The organism is Roseateles sp. 22389, assembly GCF_052044995.1.
GTDB lineage: Bacteria > Pseudomonadota > Gammaproteobacteria > Burkholderiales > Burkholderiaceae_C > Roseateles.
The window spans coordinates 651,310-669,723 of record NZ_JBQEOF010000001.1 but is presented as its reverse complement, the minus strand read 5'-3'; the positions used below and the strand labels follow the sequence as shown (position 1 = coordinate 669,723).

Annotated in this window: 14 protein-coding genes; 6 read left to right on the top strand and 8 right to left on the bottom strand. The window is 72.4% G+C overall.

Features of this window, described 5'->3' with window-relative positions:
- Positions 1 to 122 precede the first annotated feature (122 nt).
- Positions 123 to 1,769: a S41 family peptidase gene (locus tag ACTJKJ_RS02960; protein ID WP_440819538.1), complete on the bottom strand. Its 1,647-nt coding sequence runs from the start codon at positions 1,767 to 1,769 to the stop codon at positions 123 to 125.
- Between the two features lie 119 nt (positions 1,770 to 1,888).
- Positions 1,889 to 2,212, bottom strand: coding sequence for a DUF2917 domain-containing protein (locus ACTJKJ_RS02955; protein ID WP_183483290.1), 324 nt, complete (start codon positions 2,210 to 2,212; stop codon positions 1,889 to 1,891).
- A gap of 152 nt (positions 2,213 to 2,364) precedes the next feature.
- Between ACTJKJ_RS02955 and ACTJKJ_RS02950 the strand changes: the two genes are divergently transcribed.
- Positions 2,365 to 3,816: an aminotransferase-like domain-containing protein gene (locus tag ACTJKJ_RS02950; protein ID WP_297380130.1), complete on the top strand. Its 1,452-nt coding sequence runs from the start codon at positions 2,365 to 2,367 to the stop codon at positions 3,814 to 3,816.
- Between the two features lie 27 nt (positions 3,817 to 3,843).
- Here ACTJKJ_RS02950 and ACTJKJ_RS02945 read toward each other — a convergent pair whose 3' ends face one another.
- The 5 genes from ACTJKJ_RS02945 to ACTJKJ_RS02925 all read right to left on the bottom strand — a co-directional run bounded on the left by ACTJKJ_RS02945 (position 3,844) and on the right by ACTJKJ_RS02925 (position 8,939).
- On the bottom strand, positions 3,844 to 5,043 hold the full coding sequence (locus ACTJKJ_RS02945) for an alpha/beta hydrolase family protein (protein ID WP_440819537.1): 1,200 nt from the start codon (positions 5,041 to 5,043) through the stop codon (positions 3,844 to 3,846).
- 76 nt (positions 5,044 to 5,119) lie between these two features.
- A complete protein-coding gene (locus ACTJKJ_RS02940; protein WP_440819536.1) occupies positions 5,120 to 6,103 on the bottom strand; it encodes a DMT family transporter in 984 nt (327 codons plus the stop codon).
- Between the two features lie 21 nt (positions 6,104 to 6,124).
- A complete protein-coding gene (locus ACTJKJ_RS02935; protein ID WP_440819535.1) occupies positions 6,125 to 6,952 on the bottom strand; it encodes an AraC family ligand binding domain-containing protein in 828 nt (275 codons plus the stop codon).
- 29 nt (positions 6,953 to 6,981) lie between these two features.
- Positions 6,982 to 8,046 carry an AraC family transcriptional regulator ligand-binding domain-containing protein gene (locus ACTJKJ_RS02930; RefSeq protein ID WP_440819534.1) on the bottom strand — a complete coding sequence of 355 codons (1,065 nt, stop codon included), beginning with the start codon at positions 8,044 to 8,046 and terminating at the stop codon, positions 6,982 to 6,984.
- A complete protein-coding gene (locus ACTJKJ_RS02925) occupies positions 8,043 to 8,939 on the bottom strand; it encodes a GGDEF domain-containing protein (RefSeq protein WP_440819533.1) in 897 nt (298 codons plus the stop codon). Before ACTJKJ_RS02925 ends, ACTJKJ_RS02930 begins: the two co-directional genes overlap by 4 nt.
- 188 nt (positions 8,940 to 9,127) lie before the next feature.
- Here ACTJKJ_RS02925 and ACTJKJ_RS02920 point away from each other — a divergent pair, with 188 nt between their 5' ends.
- From ACTJKJ_RS02920 to ACTJKJ_RS02910, 3 genes are read left to right on the top strand one after another with little or no spacing between them, the layout of a single operon-like run.
- The gene (locus ACTJKJ_RS02920; RefSeq protein WP_440819532.1) at positions 9,128 to 11,734 is read left to right on the top strand and encodes a TonB-dependent receptor; all 2,607 of its coding nucleotides are present in this window, start codon (positions 9,128 to 9,130) and stop codon (positions 11,732 to 11,734) included.
- 14 nt (positions 11,735 to 11,748) lie between these two features.
- Positions 11,749 to 13,545 (top strand): phytase, encoded by a 1,797-nt coding sequence (locus ACTJKJ_RS02915; protein WP_440819531.1) that lies wholly within the window; start codon positions 11,749 to 11,751, stop codon positions 13,543 to 13,545.
- 46 nt (positions 13,546 to 13,591) lie between these two features.
- Positions 13,592 to 14,053 (top strand): N-acetyltransferase family protein, encoded by a 462-nt coding sequence (locus tag ACTJKJ_RS02910; protein WP_440819530.1) that lies wholly within the window; start codon positions 13,592 to 13,594, stop codon positions 14,051 to 14,053.
- Between the two features lie 80 nt (positions 14,054 to 14,133).
- Here the strand turns inward: ACTJKJ_RS02910 and ACTJKJ_RS02905 are convergent, their stop codons facing one another.
- Positions 14,134 to 14,739, bottom strand: a complete 606-nt coding sequence (locus ACTJKJ_RS02905) for a diguanylate cyclase domain-containing protein (RefSeq protein WP_440819529.1) — start codon at positions 14,737 to 14,739, stop codon at positions 14,134 to 14,136.
- Between the two features lie 309 nt (positions 14,740 to 15,048).
- Here ACTJKJ_RS02905 and ACTJKJ_RS02900 point away from each other — a divergent pair, with 309 nt between their 5' ends.
- Both ACTJKJ_RS02900 and ACTJKJ_RS02895 read left to right on the top strand, forming a co-directional pair.
- Positions 15,049 to 15,603 carry an ECF-type sigma factor gene (locus ACTJKJ_RS02900; RefSeq protein ID WP_091728837.1) on the top strand — a complete coding sequence of 185 codons (555 nt, stop codon included), beginning with the start codon at positions 15,049 to 15,051 and terminating at the stop codon, positions 15,601 to 15,603.
- Positions 15,604 to 15,681: 78 nt separating this feature from the next.
- Positions 15,682 to 18,405 (top strand): serine/threonine protein kinase, encoded by a 2,724-nt coding sequence (locus ACTJKJ_RS02895; protein WP_440819528.1) that lies wholly within the window; start codon positions 15,682 to 15,684, stop codon positions 18,403 to 18,405.
- Positions 18,406 to 18,414 lie beyond the last annotated feature (9 nt).

The window sequence follows — 18,414 nt, the reverse complement described above, 5'->3', positions numbered from 1 at the left end:
GCGGCCTTTGTCATAGCGCTCGCGCGTGGGGCATCGACGGCGGGTCAGGACGGGCCCGGCGGCACGCCGAATCGGAATGGGCACCCCTGCGCGGCGCCCCAACGCGCCGCCTCAGGGCCTCCTCAGGGCCGCCCGCCCAGGATGCGGTTGCTGCGCGCGGCCAGCTTCTTGAACTGCAGCGCCACGGCATCGTCGCCGCCGGCGCGCGTCGCCGTCGCACGTGCCAGGCCCGTGCCGGAGGCGCTCGCCGCCGGGCAGCTGCCGTTGGCGCGGTATTGCAGCGCCGCGGCCAGCATCGCCTCGCTGGCGTCACCCAGCGCGTGCTCGAAATCGTCCGCCACCGCGCAGCCCTTCACGCCCGTGGCGCCGCTGCCCGCGGGCACGAAGCCGTCCGCGTAGTCGCCGAAGCCCTTGTTGTTGACGCCGACGAATTCGATCGGGAAGTAGCTGTAGCCGCAGTTGTCCTTGGCCGTGAAGCCATAGGGCTTGCCGCAGGTGGTGCCGCCCACCAGCACCACCTCCACGTCGACGCCGCGCAGGCTGTTGATCAGCGCCTCGCTGGCCGAGCAGGTGCCCGACTGCGCCAGCACGAACACGCGCCGCAGGTTCAGCGCCGGCAGCGGCTGCCGCGAGCTGCAACGGCCGTCCGCCGTCATCAGGCAGGACTGGTCGTAGAACGGCGTCTTCGAACCCTCGCTGTTGGTCTCCGCGCTGCGGCGGCTGTTGTAGCGCAGGTGCTCGAAGGTCTTGCCGGAGGTCGCCGCGCTGCCCGCGATCATGTAGGCCAGCTCGCTGGCGATGAACAGGTAGCCGCCGCCGTTGTAGCGGAGGTCGACGATCAGGTCGGACACCCCCTGGCCGCGGAAGTCCTGCATCGCGGCGATCAGCTGCGCTTCCGCCGGAAGGATGTGGTCGTTGAAGACCAGGTAGCCGACCTTGCCGCCATCGGTCGCGGTCAGCACCTGCCGGGTCGGCACCGGCGTCTTGGTGACGTTGCCGGCGACCAGCGTGAGGTCGCGGCTCGCGCCGGAATTGGCGGTCAGCACGAAGCGGTGGCTCGCGCCGGCGGTGTCGGGGAACAGCGCGCCGTTGAGGGTCTTGACGCCCGCCGCGTCGTTGACATCGGCCGCCGCGCCGTCGGCGCTCACCAGCGTGTCGCCGCGGCGCACGCCGGCGCGGTCGGCGGCGCTGCCCGGTTCGACAAACGCGACGCGCAGGCCGCGCGGTGGCGTCGCGGACTTCATCCGCCATTCGATCCCGTAGCCGAGCTCGACGCCGCCCTGCGACAGCGCGTTCCACTCGCGGGTGCTCATCATGAAGCTGAACTGGTCCTTGCGTTTGCCGCTGGCGGTGGTCGCCGGCGAGCGCAGGTCGTCGAAGTAGTTGTCCAGCGCGGTCTCGACATCGCTGCCGCTGTAGCGCGGGGCCGAGGCATCAATCGACGGCACGTCCTCGCGCCACAGGTAGGCCTCGTCGAAGTAGGCGCGGATCCAGTTCTTTTCGGTCGCCAGCGAGCCGCTGCGCTGGCTGGCCTCCGGGTTGCCCGGCGCGCATTGCTGGGCATAGCTGGCGCTGGGCTGGAGCACCGCGCCGGTGTTGCCGCCGTTGCCCGTGCCGCCGCCACCGACCGTGCCGCCACCGGTCTCGCCGCTGCCCACCACCGGCGTGCCGCTGCTTCCCCCTCCGCCGCCGCATGCGCTCAGCAGCATCGCCCCGACGGCGCCAGCCACGGCCAGGCGCGTCACCCGCCACATCGCGGATCGATTCATGTCAACTCCCTCGCGGGACGGTGTCCCGTTGTTGTCGGTATCGCGGGCGCCCCCTTTTGGAAGGCGTCCGCCAGCGTCGAGGGCGGAGTTATAGCGGGAAACCGGCGGCGTACAGCCGCTCAAATGGGCGGTTCTGCTCTCAAAGTGACCAAAGACGCACCCTCGCCACTGGCGAAGATCCGCCACCCGAACCAAGTCGGCGGCGCAGGCAGCTCGAAGACCTGGCCGGGCTCGAGCCAGTGGTCGTCGGCGCAGCCGGCGCGGGTGATCCAGGCGCGGCCGCCGAAGACCCGCAGGCGCACCGGCCGGCGCAGGCGCAGCGTGACGGGCCGGCCGTCGGTCGGCAGCACGATCGCCTCCAGGCCGGGCGCGGGTGGAACAAAGGCCGGCGCGGGCGAGAGCCGGGGCCGGAACAGCGGAGGGAGGAGGCGCAGCGGTTGCATGGCCCAACGATAGGAAGCGGCTGTGCGGCGCTCCATCCACAGCGGTCGACCGATGCGGCGCATACAGCGCGCGCACGGCCGTGACCTGTGCTGGCCGGCTTGCCGCTGATCTGTATTGGTCATTGCCAACCCGGAACACACAGAATCGACGCATGGACGCGCCGCTGCTACCGCTGTATATGCAACTCGCCGACCGCATGGCCCGGTCGATCCGGGCGGGCACGCTGAAACGCGGCGAGCGGCTGCCCTCGGTGCGGGAGCTGGCCGGCCAGCACGGCGTGTCGCTGTCGACGGCGGTGCAGGCCTATCGCTGGCTCGAGGATGCCCGGCTGATCGAGGCCCGGCCGCGCTCCGGCTACTTCGTCGCCGCGCGGCCGCCGCGCCTGCCGGAGCCGCGGGTCTCCCGGCCCGACACCGCCTCGCGCATGGTGCAGCTGGACCAGCTCGGCGCGCAGGTGATGGCGCTGTCGCAGGATCCGGCCTTCATCTCCTTCGGCGCCGCCTGCCCGGGTCCGGAACTCTTCGACCAGGACCGCGTGCGCCGCGCGATGGCCCGCGCCGTGATGCGCCATCGCGAGCTGCTGTGCACCTACCCGATCGGCCCCGGCATGGAGGAGGCCCGACGCGCGGTCGCCCGCCATGCGCTCGGGCTGGGCTGCGTGCTGGACCCGGACGAGGTGGTCATCACCAACAGCTGCATCGAGGCGATCAGCCTGTGCCTGCGCGCCGTCTGCAAGCCCGGCGACGTGGTGGCGCTGGAATCGCCGACCTATTACGGCTTCCTGGAGATCCTGCAGAGCCTGCACCTGCGCGCGCTGGAGATCCCGACGCATCCGCGTCACGGCATGTCGCTGGACGCGCTGCAGCTGGCCTTCGAGACGCAGCAGGTCAAGGCCGTGCTGACGGTGCCGACGCTGTCCAACCCGCTGGGCGCCTGCCTGCCGGTGCCCGAGCGGCGGCGCCTGGCCGCGATGCTGGCGCGGCACGACGTCGCGCTGATCGAGGACGTGCTCTACAACGACCTGTCCGAGCAGGAGGACAAGCGCCGCGCGGTGAAGTCCTTCGACACGACCGGGCACGTGATGATCTGCGGCTCCTTCTCGAAGACGATCGCGCCGGGGCTGCGGCTGGGCTGGGTCGAGGCCGGCCGCTGGGGCCGGGTGTTGCGGCAGACCAAGGCGGTGCAGTCGGGCGCGCAGACCAGCGTGCTGGAGCTGGCGCTGGCCGACCTGCTGACGCAGGCCGGCAGCGGCGCGGCGCTGCGGCATCTGCGCGCGACCATCGCCGCGCGCGTCGACGAGGCGCGCCAGCTGATCGCCGAGAGCTTCCCCAAGGGCACGCGGGTGTCGGATCCCGCGGGCGGCTTCATCCTGTGGGTGGAACTGCCGGAGGCGCTCGACTCGGCGCAGCTCTATGAAGCGTGCCTGGCCGAGCACATCGTCATCGCGCCGGGGATGATGTTCTCGGCGAGCCCGCGCTTCCGGAACTGCGTGCGGCTGGGCGTCGGCGGCAAGTGGGGCCCCGAGCATCCGCGCGCGCTGCGCCGCATCGGCGCGCTGGCCAAGCAGCTGCTGATGAGCCCGCCGGGCGAGCTGGCCGCGTAGGCCGCGCACCGACGGCGCTCCGCGCGCTCAGCCCTGCAGCCACTCGTCGTCCGCGTCCAGGCCCTTGGGCGCCTTGAGCCGCGTCATCGCGGCCTCGTCGTCGAGCAGGCGCCAGCGCCACCAGTCGGTGCTGATCGACTTGACCAGCGCCGCGTGATGCGCGGCCAGCCGCTCCGGCGCGCGTTCACGCGGGCGTCCGAGCAGCCGCTGCCCGAAGCCGGCGCCGCGCTCGCCGGCGCCGCCCAGGCTCATGTGATCGGCGCCCTCCAGCCACAGCTGGGCCTTGGCGCCGGCCGGCAGCGCGTCGTAGACGGCGCGGCGGTAGCGACCGTCGCGCTCCGGGCCAAGCGGGTTGCCGTCGAGGCTGCCGGTCAGGCACAGCATCGGGCGGGTGATGCCCTTGATGCCGCCGGCACCGTGCCCCACCGAGGGGCTGAACGCCGCGAAGGCCTTGAAGTGCGATTCCGACAGGTCCGGCGCGCCGCGCACCTGGTAGTCGCGACCGGCGACCGCCAGCGTGGTCTGCGCGCCGAAGGAATGCCCGGCCATGCCCAGCGCCTCCGGCCGCACCCGCGACCAGGGGCCGTTGCGGTCCTGCCGCAGCTTGAGCAGCTGCTCGACGGCGAACTGCACGTCATGGGCACGCTCGACCAGCTGCTCGGCGCTGGCGGCGGCCTTGACCGCGGGTAGCCCGCCGCGCCAGATCGCGCGGTCGCTGCCGGCATGCTGCAGATGCAGCGTCGCGACGCCGGCCTCGGCCCAGGCCTGCGCCCACTCGGTACCGCCGTCGAGGCTGCCGCCCAGTCCGTGCGAGAACACCACCAGCGCGACCGCACCGTCGCCCTCGGGCAGGCGCAGGCGCCAGGGAATGTCGCGCAGGCGGGACCGGTCGTGCCAGCGGCCTTCGGTCACGGCGGCCTCGGCTTCCGCCTTCGCCTCGCCCTCGGATGCGGCCCGGGCCGGCCAGGCGCCGAGCGCCGCGGAGGTCGCGCCCAGGGTCAGCGCCGAAGCGCGCCGCAGCAGCGCGCGCCGGGTCGGATCGGCATCAGGAAGGGAATGGGGGGACGGCCAGGTCAGCAACCGCGCCAGCGGCTGGGTGAACGTCTCGTCGCGCGACCGGGTGAGCGTGTCGTCGGGCGGCTGGATGTCCAGTTCGTTGAGCGGCTCGTTGAGCGGCTCGTTGAGCGATTGGACCTGACAGCGGGCGTGAGATGGGGCGATGGGCATCCGTCGATTCTGCAGAGGCCGGCGCCGATGGCACCGACTTTTACCGGCCTCGGGGACGACGGCACGGGAGCCGCCGTCATGCGGACGAGGCGGGCAGATGCCGTTCCCGGGCCGGTGGCACCGGCTTGAGGCGCAGCGCCCAGCAGACGCCGCCGACCAGCAGCACCACGCCGGCGACGCCCATCAGCGGCGGCCACGCGCCGCGGTGCACCTGGGCGTAGACCAGCGCGGCCAGCGTCTCGAAGACGATGAGCTGGCCCACCAGCGTCGTGGGCAGGCGCTGGCTGGCCTCGTTCCAGCACAGCGTGCCGAGCCAGGACGCGAACAGCCCGACCGCCATCATCAGTCCGACATAGGGCCACAGGCGCGGCCCGCCGGGGAAGTCGAAGCCGGCCGGCAGCAGCGGCAGTCCGGCGCCGTCGGCGACCGCTAGCACCAGAAAGGCCAGCGCCGCCATCGGCAGCGTCACCAACCCCTGGGCGGTGGCCCAGGCGCGGGGGCTGCGGTCAGCATGGGCGCGCAGCCAGTCGGCATTGCGGATCGGGTACCAGGTCCAGCAGGCCAGCGCGATCAGCGCCAGCCCGGCGCCCTGCAGGTAGCGGCCCAGCGCCTGCGGGGCCAGCGCCGCCTGCTCGACCTGGTTGACGCAGCCGATGCCCAGCGCGATCAGCAGCAGCGCCGGCGCCAGGTCGCGCCAGCGGTAATGGCCGTCGCGCGCCGCGTTGCGGTGGTTGGAGCAGACCGCGATCACCACCGGCAGCGTGCCGATGATCATCGTGGGCAGCGGCCCGCCGGCGCGCTGAATCGCGGCGGCCAGCGTCAGGTAGTAGAGGAAGTTGCCGATCGCGCTGAGCTTGACCGCGTCCGTCCAGTCGGCCCGCGTCAGCCGGCGCAGCTCGCGCCAGTCGATCAAGGCCAGCGGCAGCGCCAGCAGGCCGAAGGCCAGGTAGCGGCCGGCCATCAGCATGGCGGCGGGGTAGTCGGGCAGCAACAGCGGCGTGACGAAGACCAGGCCCCACATGAGGCCGGCGGCGAGCGCGAACAGGAATCCGGACAGCATGCGGCGCAGTGTCGCGCCGCGTCAGGCCCGGCGTCTTGTACCGAGTTGCTGCTGGTAGCGCGCCGGGGTGACGCCGTAACGGCGCGCGAAGCTGCGCGTCAGGTGCGCCTGGTCGGTCAGCCCGACGGCGGCCGCGATCTGCGCCGGCGCATGGCCGGCGGCGAGCTGGCGTTTGGCTTCGTTGAGCCGCAGCGCCATCAGCGCCTGCTGCGGCGTCGCATGGTGCTGCGCCTTGAAGCTGCGCAGGAAATGGAAGGGGCTGAGCCCGGCGACGGCGGCCAGCCGGGCGGTGTCCAGCGACTCGTCCAGGTGGGCCCGCATGTGCTCGATCACCGGCGCGAACCGCGGCGCGGCGCCCTCGGGCCGCACCGGCGCGCGATGGGCGTGGCGGCTCAGGCCCTGGACCAGCTCGAGCAGCGCGCTGTCGAAGGCCAGCGGCTCGCGGGCGCGCCACAGCGCGGCGATCAGCGCCGCAGCCTGCGTCGCGGCCGCCGCGTCGTGCGCCACCGCGGCGTCGAAGCGCCAGGCGGGACCGCCGTACAGCTCGGAGAGCAGCTGCTCGTCGAGGTAGACCATGCGGTAGCCCCAGGCATCGGCGGTGGCGGCCTCGCCGGTGTGGATGTCCTCGGGATTCATCAGCATCAGCGTGGCGCGCGGCGCGAGGTGCTCGCCGCCGCGCCAGCGGAAGCGGCCCACGCCGTCCGTGATCGCGCCCAGGCCGTAGGCCTCGTGCGTGTGCGGCTCGAAGCTGTGCCGCAGGATGTGGGCGTGGTACAGCTCCACGCCCGCGCGGTGCGCGGGGCGACGGTACTGGGCCTGATCCTCGGGATGCTCGAACGCCGTGGGCATGGGCGGGAGTCTATGCCCGGCCCGCCGGTTCAGAGCAACCCGGGCGTCATGCCGGTCCAGCGCTTGAACGAGCGCCGGAAGTTGCTCTTGTCGTGGAAGCCCAGCGTGCGCGCCACCGCCTCGCCGCGCTGACCGCGCAGCAGCATCAGGTAGAGCGCCGCGTGCGCGCGGACCTGGTCGAGTTGCGCCTGGTGATGGGTGCCGAGCTGGGCCAGTTGCCGCTTCAGCGTGGCGGGGCTGACGCCGAAGCGCTGCGCGCTGCGCTCCAGCGACGGATCGCCGCCGACCTCGCCCAGCAGGTGGTCGTAGAGCACGGCGAGCTGCCCGCGCCAGGCGGCCTGCGGATCGGCGCCCTGCCCCAGCGCGCCGAGCGCCATCGCCGCGCGGCCGGCCGTCGCCGCCGACCAGGGCTCGACGGCCGCCGACAGTGGCAGCCGCATCGCGTCGACCTGGCAGCCGAAGTGCAGCGCCGGGCCGAGGTAGGCCGCGTGCCGCGACAGCTCGCGCGGCCGCGTGCGATTGAAGCTGAAGCGCCAGGGCAGCGCCCGGCCGCCGCCCAGCCACTGCGCCATCGCGACGACCGCGCTCATCTGCATGTCCACCAGCAGCGGCTGCAGGCTGGGCGGCGCGCCGCAGGCCTCGGTCCAGACCAGCAGCAACTCGTCGGCACTCTCCACCAGCCGCGGCGTCAGCAGCGGCGACAGCCGCGCGGGCCAGGCGCACAGCACGCGCAGCGCCTGGCGCAGGTCGCCGGCCTGCTGCAGCGCCTGGCTGGCCAGGCCGTAATGGCCCGGGAGGCTCAACTGGCCGACGACGAAACCCACGTCGCCCGCCAGCGGCTGCAAGGCCGCCAGCATCGACAGCAGCTGGCGCGCGGACAGCGCCTGGCCCGGCATCACGCCGCAGCGGCCCAGCCATTCGGCCGGATCGATGCCGCGGCTGCGGGCGAACTCGGCCAGTAGCGCGCCCTGATAGGCCCAGGGGATGAAGGCGTGGTCGGCGCCATAGGCGGTCGCCGCGCCCGCCGGCAGCGCCTGGCGCAGCGCGGAAAGCGCGTCGTCGGGCTCGGGCGCCGCGCGGGTGGGCGCGCTCACCGCAGCCGCTCCAGCAGGCGCAGCAGTTGCGCCTCGCCGTCCTCGTCGGGATCCAGCGTCGCGCTGGCCATGCGGGCGCCCAGCCGCGCCCGGGTGCGCCCGTCCGCGCAGGGATGCACATGCGCGGACAGCGCCGCCAGCAGGTCGCCCGGCAGCGCCGAGTCCGCATTCGGCAGCAGCGCGACGAAACGGTCCGCCGCGTAACGGCACAGCAGGTCGCCCTCGCGCAGTTGCAGCAGCAGCAAGGGCCCGGTGGCCTGCAGCAGCCGCTCCGACTCCGCCAGCCCATGCTGGCGCGCCAGCGCGGGCAGGTCCTGCCAGCCCAGCATCACCAGCGTCGTCGGCGCGGCGGGCGCGCGCCGCAGGCGCTCGATCTGCGCGAGCAGGTAGGCGCCGTCGCCCAGCTGCGTCAGCCCGTCGATCTGCGCGTGTTCCCGGTAGCCGCGCTCGCGGCCGGCACGCAGCGCGTTCAGCGCCAGCTGTTCCTGCCGCCACAGGTGCAAGCCGAAGGTCAGCCCGGTCATGCCGACGACGTGGCAGGTGGATTCCATCCCCATCAGCAGCGTGAACGCGCGCGGGAACTTCCAGAACTCGTCCATCAGGTCCGCCCAGCCACCCAGCAGCATCCCCGCCAGCCCCAGGCACAGCCAGGTGGTGACGCGGCCGGCGGGCCGGCTCGCGCGCAGCTGCACCAGCCAGAGCGCCAGCATCGCCACGATCAGCGATTCGCTGAGGATGTCGACCCAGCGCCACTGCGCCAGCGGCTTGGCGACGGCCCAGTAGCCGAAGGACCAGGTGACGGCAGCCATCGCCAGCAGCAGCCCATGGCCGAAATGGCGCGAGCCCGCGACCGGCGCGAGCACCAGCGGCGGACGCGGCAGCACGACTTTCATGGCGCGCGATGCTAGGCAGCGTTTGTGACAGTCGCCGTCACACGCGGCGCCGGGGGTCGGATCGGCTCACGCGCCGGGCCTGGCGGAGCCGTCCGGGCCGCGACGCGTCGAGAATCCCACGCTGTCACGGACCCGCCATCCCGGCTTCCTAACGTGCGCCGCCATCCGTGACTCACCCACCTCCTCCCATGCGCACGCCGCCCCGCCCGACGCTCCTCGCCCTGTGCCTGTCCAGCCTCTTCGCCGCCGCGCCCGGTTGGGCGCAGCAGGCTGCCGACACCCGTCCCGATACGCGTCCTGACACGCGCCCTGAGGCCGCCGCCGACCTCCGCAAGGACGCCCGCGCGGACGCGCCCGCCGCCAAGGACGCGAAGGCCGACGCCCGCAAGCTCGACACCGTCGTGACGGTGGGCCAGGCGGCGGCGCTGCGCTCCGCGCTGGACAAGCAGTCCGCGGCGCCCGGCATCGTCAACATCGTGCATGCCGACGGCATCGGCCAGCTGCCCGACAACAACGCCGCCGAAGCGCTGGCCCGCATGCCGGGCGTGTCGGTGGAGCGCGACCAGGGCGAAGGCCGCTTCATCCGGGTCCGCGGCCTGGGGCCGGACTACAACGCGGTCAACATCAACGGCGCGCTCACGCCCGCCTCCGAGTCCGACCGCCGCGCCCCCGGCCTGGACCTGGTGCCCGCGGGCCTGATCCGCTCGCTGGAGGTGCAGAAGACGCTGACGCCGGACCAGGACGCCAACTCGCTGGGCGGCACGGTGACGGTGCGCACGCTCAGCGCCTTCGACCAGCCGGGCCGGCTGTTCACGATGGAACTCGGCGCCAACCACGACGCCAATGCCGGCAGGACCCGGCCGCGCGGCTCGGTCGCCTTCGCCGACCGCTTCGCCGGCGGCACGCTGGGCGTGGCGCTGGCGCTGTCGGCCGACCAGCGCCGCTTCGCCAGCGACAACGTCGAGACCGGCGGCGACTGGGACGGCGACAAGCTGGCCAGCTTCGAGCTGCGCCGCTACACCATCACCCGCGAGCGCGTCGGCGCGGCGCTGAACCTGGACTTCAAGCCGGACGAGGCCTCGCTGGTCTACCTGCGCAGCTTCAGCAGCCGCTTCACCGACCAGGAGCAGCGCCAGTCGATCGCGATCGAGTTCGACGAGCCGCTGGCGCCCGGCGAGACCGGCGACGGCACCGTCAGCCGCGGCCTGAAGGCGCGGCGCGAGATCAACAAGTCCAGCGCCGTGGTGCTGGGCAGCGAGCTCAGCCGCGGCGACTGGAAGTTCTGGGCCGAGGCCGGTGCCGGCCGCGCCAGCGAGGACAAGCCCGACACGCTGGCCTCGTCCTCCTTCACCGCGGACTTCTCCGGCCTGGGCTACACCGACACCGTCCGGCCGATGCCCACGGCGGTGGCCGGGCTGGGCGACGCCTCGCGATACGCCTTCAACAAGGCCAAGGTGGAGCAGAGCAGCGCCACCGACCGGGTGCGCCACCTGAAGGCCGACGTGCAGCGCGAGTTCGACCTGGGCGGCTGGGACCTCGACCTCAAGACCGGCCTGAAGGCGATGCGCCGCGACAAGGACAACGCGCAGGAGACCTACGCGCCCAGCGCCAAGGTGCTGAAGAAGGCGCCGTACAACGTCCCCTCGGCGCAGCTGGGGCTGGGCCAGTTCGTCGGCGGCGGCGAGGTCGACTACCCGTGGACCGCGTTCGGGCCCGGCATCGACGCCGGCAAGCTGCGCGGCCTGTACGGCGCCTATGACCTGAACGCGTTCCGCGACGCGGTCGACTCGTCGGTCAACGACTACACGATGAAGGAGCGCACCGACGCCGGTTACCTGCAGGCGACGCTGGAGTGCGGCGGCACGCAGTGGCTGGTCGGCGTGCGCCACGAGCGCGTGCGCTTCACCGCCGACGGCACCGCCTGGAAGGACGGCGTGCTGAGCGCGGTGCACCAGGACACGCGCTCGCGCCACTGGCTGCCGGCGGTGCTGCTGCGCCAGAAGCTCAATGAAGGCCTGGTGCTGCGCGCGGCGCTGACGCACGCGGTGGTGCGGCCGGCCTTTGGCCAACTGAGCCCGGGCGTGACCGTCGACGGCGACGAGGCCACCATCGGCAACCCGCTGCTCAAGCCGCTGCGCGCGCGCAACCTGGACCTCGGCCTGGAGCAGAGACTGGGACGGGACGGGGTGCTGTCGGCCGCGCTGTTCCACAAGAAGATCCGCGACTTCGCCTTCCAGACCGACCTGGCCGGCACGCCGGGCTGGGAGGACTTCAGCCATGTCGAGTCCTTCGCCAACGGCGGCGACGCGACGGTGCGTGGGCTGGAGCTCTCCTGGAGCCAGGCGCTGAGCACGCTGCCGGCGCCGTGGAACGGCTTGGTCGTCGGGGCCAACGGCAGCTTCGTGAAGTCGCGCGCGACCATCGGCGGCTATGACGAGGGCCGCTTCGTCAGCCGGCGCATCGCGCTGCCGAGCCAGTCCGACCGCAGCATCAACCTCAGCCTGGGCTGGGAGTCGCCGGCCTTCGGCGCGCGCATCGCGCTGAACCACAAGTCGCCCTACCTGCTCGAGGTCGGCGACGTGCTGGACGCGGCGCAGGACCGCAAGGTCGACACGCAGAACCAGATCGACGCGTCGATGCGCATCCAGCTCACGAAGCAGCTGCAACTGCAGTTCGAGGCGCTCAACTTGAGCAACGAACGCTATTACGTCTACCAGGGCAGCAAGGCCTTCAACACCCAGTACGAGCAGTACGGGCGGGCCTACAAGCTCAGCCTGAAGCTGGCGATGTTCTGAAGGAGCGGCAGGTCATGACGATGAAGACGATGAGGACTCCCCGCGCCGCTGGGGTGACGATCCGGGCGCTCCTGGCGACGGCTGTTGCGGCTGCGGGCGCGTTCGTCCCGATCGCTCAGGCGGCTTCTGGACCGGGAACGACAACGGGCACGGCAGCAACGTCGACCGCGCCGGTGCTCGAGCTGGGCAAGAACGGCCTGCGACTGCTCGACGCCGTGGGCCAGCCGGTGGACGAGTTCAGCGTCCGCGCGAAGCGCTGGGATCGACGCCGGCTCGCCGACGGCACGACCGTCGCGCTGCTGCAGGACGCCGACACCGGCGTCCTTCGCCTGATCGAGGTGCGGGGCCAGCGCCTGCGCGAGCGCGGCCAGTGGGCGGCGCCGGCCATCGACGTCGAGGCGATCTGTCTCTACCTCGAGCCGCGCCAGCAGACGCTCCAGGCCTTCCTGCTCGGCAGCGATGGCTTGTCGGAGCAATGGCTGCTGACCCCGCCGCCCGTCGACCCGGCCAAGCGTCGCTCGAGCAGCACGAGCAGCACGAGCGGCTCGACGGGCACGAGCGGTCGCCTGGTCGCGCGCTCGCCGATGCCGGCCCAGGTGCTGCGCCAGCTGGCGACGATCCCGGACGCCAAGGGCTGCGCGGTGCGCGACGACGAGGCGACGCTGTACATCGCCGAGGCCGACGTGGGCCTGTGGGCCTTCGAGGCCGACGCCGAGCGCTCGGGCCGCGCGCTGGTCGCGCCGGGGCTGGCGCCCAAGGACCTGGCGCTCTGGCTCGAGGCCCGCGCGGCGCGTCCCCGCCCGGTGATCCCGGTCGCGGTCCCCTCGGCGCAGACCGAGCCGGTGCGGGGCGGCGGCGACGCCGCGGACGATCCCGCCATCTGGGTCCATCCGACGCAGCCCACGCGCAGCCGCATCCTGGGCACCGACAAGAAGCGCGGCCTGGCGGTCTACGACCTGCAGGGGCGCGAGAGGCAGTTCCTGCCGGTCGGCCGCGTCAACAACGTCGACCTGCGGCAGCGCCTGCGCCACGACGGCCGCGACTGGGACCTGGCCGTCGCCACGCAGCGCGACCGTCACAGCGTGCTGCTGTTCGGCATCGACGGCGGCGGCCGCGTGAGCACCCTGGCCGAGTTGCCGACCGGGCTGGACGAGGTCTACGGCGTCTGCGCCGGACGCAACCCCGCGGGCGGTCTCGACGTGTTCGTCAACGACAAGGACGGGCGCCTGCTGCAGCTGCGGGTGGCGCGCAGCGCCGGCGCCTGGTCGGCCACGACGGTCGCCACGATGCGGCTGGCCTCGCAGCCGGAAGGCTGCGTGGTCGACGAGCCGGGCCGGCAGCTCTTCGTCGGCGAGGAGAAGCGCGGGCTGTGGCGCGTCGCGCTGGACGCGGATGGCCGGCTGGGCGACGCCGCGCTGATCCTGCCGGTCGGGGAGACGCTGCATGCCGATGTCGAGGGCATGGCGGTGCATCGCAGCGCCCAGGGCGCGTGGCTGGTCGTGTCCTCCCAGGGCGACGACAGCTATGTGCTGCTCGACGCGGACGCGCCCCATGCGGTCCGGGGACGCTTCCGCGTCGGCCTGAACCCGGCCCGCGGCATCGACGCGGCATCGGAGACCGACGGACTGGACGTCAGCGCGGCCGCGCTCGGCGGCGAGTACGGCCAGGGACTGCTCGTCGTCCAGGACGGCCACAAGCGCTGGCCGATGGGACGGCAGAACTTCAAGCTGGTGCCGTGGCAGGCGGTGATGCGCGCGGTTGAGCCCCCGGCGTCATGCGATGGTTGCCCGGCCTCGCGCGAAGCCCGATGATCGCGACCCTTTCAATCGGGCCCCGGCCCACGCCTCGACCTCGCGCATGTCCTCTGAAATCGTCGTCCGCCCGATCGCCCCGTCCGACCTCGCCGCCTGGCGTCCGCTCTGGGACGGCTACAACGCCTTCTATGGCCGCGCCGGCGAGACCGCCCTGCCCGAGGCGGTGACGGCCTCGACCTGGGCACGCTTCTTCGAAGAACGCGAGCCGGTACACGCCTTCGTCGCCGAGCTCGACGGGCGGCTGGTCGGCCTGACGCATTACCTCTTCCACCGCAGCACGACCCGCATCGAGGACACCTGCTACCTGCAGGACCTGTTCACCGCCGAGGATGTCCGCGGCCGCGGCGTCGGCCGCGCGCTGATCGCGGCGGTCACCGCGGCGGTGCAGGCGCGCGGCGGGCATCGCCTCTACTGGCAGACGCACACGACCAACGCGGCCGGGCGCGCGCTGTACGACCGCGTCGCGGAGCACAAGGGCTTCCTGATCTACGGCCAGGATTTCTGAGCGGGGCTTCAGAGCGGGGCTTCTGAACGAGCCCGATGGCGGGCAGCGGCCCGCCGGACGGGTCGAGAGCAGGCGCGCGCTCAGCAGCGGCGCCGGCGCAGGTCCTGGCGGGCGCTCTCGGCCAGGTCGGCGCCGCGCAGGCCGCCCTCCGGGAAGGAGGCCGTGCCCATCTGCAGGCGCACCTGCAGCAACCGCGTGTCCACGCCGTACGGGCTGTTCAGCGCCGGGGCCAGGCGCTGCTGCACCAGGTGGGCCTCGCGCAGGCCGGCGTCCAGCAGCAGCACGGCGAAACTGGTCTCGCCCACCTGCAGGACCATGTCGGTCCCGCGCACCCGGCTGCGCAGGCGGCGACCCACCGCCGTCATCAGCTGCGACCGGGCCTCGAGCGCCGCGACACGTTCCGCGCCGGCCTCGCCCTCATCGGCAGCTGGCGGCTCGCCCGACGCCGGGGGGGCCAGGGTCGCGTCGTCCTCGGCATCGGCCGGCGCCGCCTCCAGCCAGAGCACCGACAGGTGACCGCCATAGCGGCGGCACTGCGTCAGCTGGCGCGAGATCATGAGGCCGAACTCGGCCAGCGAATCGACGCGGGGCAGCCACAGCGCCGGCGTCTGTCGCGCCGGCTTGGCAGGCACCGCCTGGCCCTCCTCCATGGCGGCGGACGCGACGATGGCGGTGGACAGGCTCATGCGCGACAGCTCCAGGTCGAGGACGGATCCACGCCCGCGTGCGGCACCAGGCCGACCCGCGGGGAACGAATGAATGGGGTTGAGGACACGACCTGCTGAAGCAGCCCGATCCATGCCGGCCTCCCTTGCCACACTGACCAGCCGTGCCCTCACCTATCTAAAACGGATTCCTCACCGCCGTCCCGACATCCGCTCACAAAAATCTGCTGGGTAGAAACCCTTAAATTGATGTCGAGACCCACCGGTTTGCGTCATCCGTCGCCCAGTCTCCTGTAACAAGGTCATACGCCCCCGCTAGAGTTCCGCCTCATGAAGGACATCACCCAACTGCTGCACGAGGCCGGCCAAGGCGACCGGTCCGCCGCCGACCAAGTGGTGGCGCAGCTGTACGGCGACCTTCAGCGCCTGGCGCGGCAACGCATCCGGCAGGCCGGCGAGATGACGCTGCTGGACACCACCGCGCTGGTGCACGAGGCCTGGCTGCGCCTGGCGGGCGCGCAGGGCCAGACCTTCCCCGACCGGCGCCACTTCCTGGCCTACGCGGCGCGGACCATGCGGCACGTCGTCATCGACCTGGTGCGGGCGCGCCAGGCCGAGCGCCGCGGCGGCGATCAGCCCGACCTGACGCTCAACACGGCGGTGGTGGAGGGCGCGCCGCAATCCGACGACCACATCCTGCGCGTGCACGAGGCGCTGGAGGAGCTCGCGACCATCGACGCGCGGCTGGCGCAGGTGGTGGAGATGCGGTATTTCGGCGGCTTGCTGGAGCAGGAGATCGCGGAGGCGCTGGGCGTCACCGAACGGACCATCCAGCGCGACTGGCAGAAGGCGAGAATCCTGCTCTCGATGAGCCTCAAGGACTGACCCCCGGGTCGGCACCGCGCGGTCCGTCGATACCGCCCAAGATGCCCACGACGCCCAAGAATCCCAAGACGCCCGACGATGGACGCACTCGATAAACAGCGCTGGATCGCGCTGAGTCCGCTGCTCGACGAACTGCTCGACCTGGAGGAGCCCGCCCGGGGCCGCCGCCTCGCGGAGATCCGCGCCGGCGACGTCGCGATGGCCGAGCACCTGGAGGCGCTGCTGGCGCGCGATGCCGCGCTCGACGACGACCGCTTCCTCGAGCAGCCGGCCGCCGAGGTGCTGCAGGGGCCGGTGCCGTCGGCGGTGCCGCCGCTGGACTTCCGCGGCGAGACGCTCGGGCCCTATGAGCTCGAGCGCGAGCTCGGCCAGGGCGGCATGGGCGCGGTCTGGCTGGCGAGCCGGGCCGACGGCCGCTTCGAGGGCCAGGTGGCGGTCAAGTTCCTGAAGTCGGGGCTGTTCGGCAAGGGCGACAGCGGCCGCTTCGAGCGCGAGGGGCAGATCCTGGCGCGGCTGTCGCATCCGAACATCGCGCGGCTGCTGGACGCGGGCGTGCATCACGGGCACCAGCCCTACCTGGTGCTGGAGTATGTGGACGGCCTGCCGATCGACCGCCACTGCCAGGTCAACGGGCTGGACGTGGAGTCGCGGATCAAGCTGTTCCTGGACGTGCTGGCGGCGGTGGCGCATGCGCACCAGCGGCTGATCCTGCATCGCGACCTCAAGCCCAGCAACATCCTGGTCACGCATGACGGGCAGGTGAAGCTGCTGGACTTCGGCATCGCCAAGCTGCTGGACGACGCGACGCACTCGGGCGTGGCCACCGAGCTGACGCAGCGGGCCGGCAGCGCGTTCACGCCGCAGTACGCGGCGCCGGAGCAGGTGCAGCAGGCCGACGTCACGACGGCCACCGACGTGTACGCGCTGGGCGTGCTGCTGTACCAGATGCTGGGCGGCCGCCATCCGACGGCGGACGACACGCAGACTCACCTGGACCGGCTGCGGGCGGTGGTGGAGCTGGTGCCCAAGCGGCTGTCGGACGTGGCGAGCGACCAGCTCGACCCGGTGATCGCGCGGCAGGCCAAGCTGCTGCGGGGCGACCTGGACACGATCGTCGGCAAGGCGCTGAAGAAGAAGCCGTCGGAGCGGTATGCCAACGCGGAGTCGATGGCGGTGGACCTGCGGCACTGGCTGGCGCACGAGCCGATCACGGCGCGGCCGGACACGCGGCTGTACGTGCTGGGCCGCTTCGTACGGCGGCACCGCTGGAGCGTCGCGGCGAGCAGCGTGGCGGTGCTGGCGCTGGTGTCGCTGACGGGGCTGAGCGTGCTGCAGGCGCGGCGGGCGGAACGGGCGGAGCACCAGGCGCAGGAGCGACGGCAGCAGGCGGAGGACCTGCTGAGCTACATGCTGGGGGAGTTCGCCGACAAGCTGCGGCCGGTGGGGCGGCTGGAGTTGCTCGACAGCGTGGGGAGCAAGGCGCTGACGTATCTGGCGCAGGATCAGAACGCCACGCCGATGGAGCGGCTGCAACGCGCCAAGGCCTTGACGGTGATCGGTGAGGTCCGTGTCTCCAAGCGGAATCTGAAGGAGGCGCTGGAGCCGCTGCAGGCGGCACGCAAGCTGCTCGAGGGCGCCCCGCCCTCGCCCGACCTGACGGGCGAATGGCGCAAGGCGCAGGGCGCGGCGGCGTTCTGGGTCGGCCATGTCCATTACTACGCGCGCGAGCTCGACCGGGCGACTGAGGCCTGGCTCGCCTACCGGGACGCGGAACAGGCCTGGCTGGACGCGCAGCCTCGCAACCGCGAGGCGCTGATCGAGCTCTCCTACGCCTACAACAGCCTGGGCACCGCCAAGCTGGAGTTGGCGGACCTGCGCTCGGCGACGGCCTTCTTCCGCAAGTCCATCGAGCTCAAGAAACAGGGGCTGCAGGCACCCGCGGACGCCGGCAATGCCGCTGCGCGGATGGACCTGGCGGACAGCTTGAGCTGGCTCGGGACGACGCTGCTCTGGCAGGGGCTGGACCAGGCCGCCGCCCACACCTTCGCGGAAGGCGCGTCGCTGATCGTCGAAGTCCGACGCGACGCGCCGCAGGACGGCTGGGCCTATCGCGAGGCGATCATGCGTCGCTGGAAAGCGGAGGCGCTGGTCAACACCGGCCAGCGCGGCGCCGCCATCCAGGACGCCTCCACCGCCCGGAGCATCCTCGAGACGCTGGCCGCCAAAGATCCGTCCAATGTCCAATGGCAGATCAACCGGATCCGGATGCAGCTGCTGGACGTGGACGTCCACGGCAGCCTGATGCCGCCGCAGGAGCGCAAGGCCCGCCTCCAGACCGTCCGGCAGGCCCTGGACCTGCTCACGAAGGACGCCGAGCGCATCGACGGCCGGGTGCTCGACGCCTGGATGGTCTGGTCCACCCAGCAGGCACGGTCGCTCAGCCAGGACGGCGACATTGCCGCCGCACAAGCGGTGCTCGCGAACGCGGTGCAGCTGGTGCAGCCGACCCTCGACAAGCGGCCCCGCGAGGTGCGGATCCTGAGCGGGCTGCTACTCGTCCGGCAGCTGCAGATCGAATTGCTGAAGGGACGCACCAGCCCGGAGCAGGCACGCGAGCGACAGGCGGTATGCCAGGACGTTGTCGACAGGATCGAGAAGATGGCCGGCCTGATTCGGGTTCATCAGCAGATCACTCGCGCATGGGTTGATGCCCAATCCTGCTTGGGACAGGGAGGACGCGGAGACGTCAGGCAATCTGCCGAGTGGCTCGCGCGGGATCGATCAGGCATCGCTCCGACCTGACCATTACCA

Excerpts from the sequence above, each read along its gene's own strand:
- ACTJKJ_RS02960 (WP_440819538.1), bottom strand. The coding sequence starts at position 1,769 with ATGAATCGATCCGCGATGTGGCGGGTGACGCGCCTGGCCGTGGCTGGC.
- ACTJKJ_RS02955 (WP_183483290.1), bottom strand. The coding sequence starts at position 2,212 with ATGCAACCGCTGCGCCTCCTCCCTCCGCTGTTCCGGCCCCGGCTCTCG.
- ACTJKJ_RS02950 (WP_297380130.1), top strand. The coding sequence starts at position 2,365 with ATGGACGCGCCGCTGCTACCGCTGTATATGCAACTCGCCGACCGCATG.
- ACTJKJ_RS02945 (WP_440819537.1), bottom strand. The coding sequence starts at position 5,043 with ATGCCCATCGCCCCATCTCACGCCCGCTGTCAGGTCCAATCGCTCAAC.
- ACTJKJ_RS02940 (WP_440819536.1), bottom strand. The coding sequence starts at position 6,103 with ATGCTGTCCGGATTCCTGTTCGCGCTCGCCGCCGGCCTCATGTGGGGC.
- ACTJKJ_RS02935 (WP_440819535.1), bottom strand. The coding sequence starts at position 6,952 with ATGCCCACGGCGTTCGAGCATCCCGAGGATCAGGCCCAGTACCGTCGC.
- ACTJKJ_RS02925 (WP_440819533.1), bottom strand. The coding sequence starts at position 8,939 with ATGAAAGTCGTGCTGCCGCGTCCGCCGCTGGTGCTCGCGCCGGTCGCG.
- ACTJKJ_RS02920 (WP_440819532.1), top strand. The coding sequence starts at position 9,128 with ATGCGCACGCCGCCCCGCCCGACGCTCCTCGCCCTGTGCCTGTCCAGC.
- ACTJKJ_RS02915 (WP_440819531.1), top strand. The coding sequence starts at position 11,749 with ATGACGATGAAGACGATGAGGACTCCCCGCGCCGCTGGGGTGACGATC.
- ACTJKJ_RS02910 (WP_440819530.1), top strand. The coding sequence starts at position 13,592 with ATGTCCTCTGAAATCGTCGTCCGCCCGATCGCCCCGTCCGACCTCGCC.
- ACTJKJ_RS02905 (WP_440819529.1), bottom strand. The coding sequence starts at position 14,739 with ATGAGCCTGTCCACCGCCATCGTCGCGTCCGCCGCCATGGAGGAGGGC.
- ACTJKJ_RS02900 (WP_091728837.1), top strand. The coding sequence starts at position 15,049 with ATGAAGGACATCACCCAACTGCTGCACGAGGCCGGCCAAGGCGACCGG.
- ACTJKJ_RS02895 (WP_440819528.1), top strand. The coding sequence starts at position 15,682 with ATGGACGCACTCGATAAACAGCGCTGGATCGCGCTGAGTCCGCTGCTC.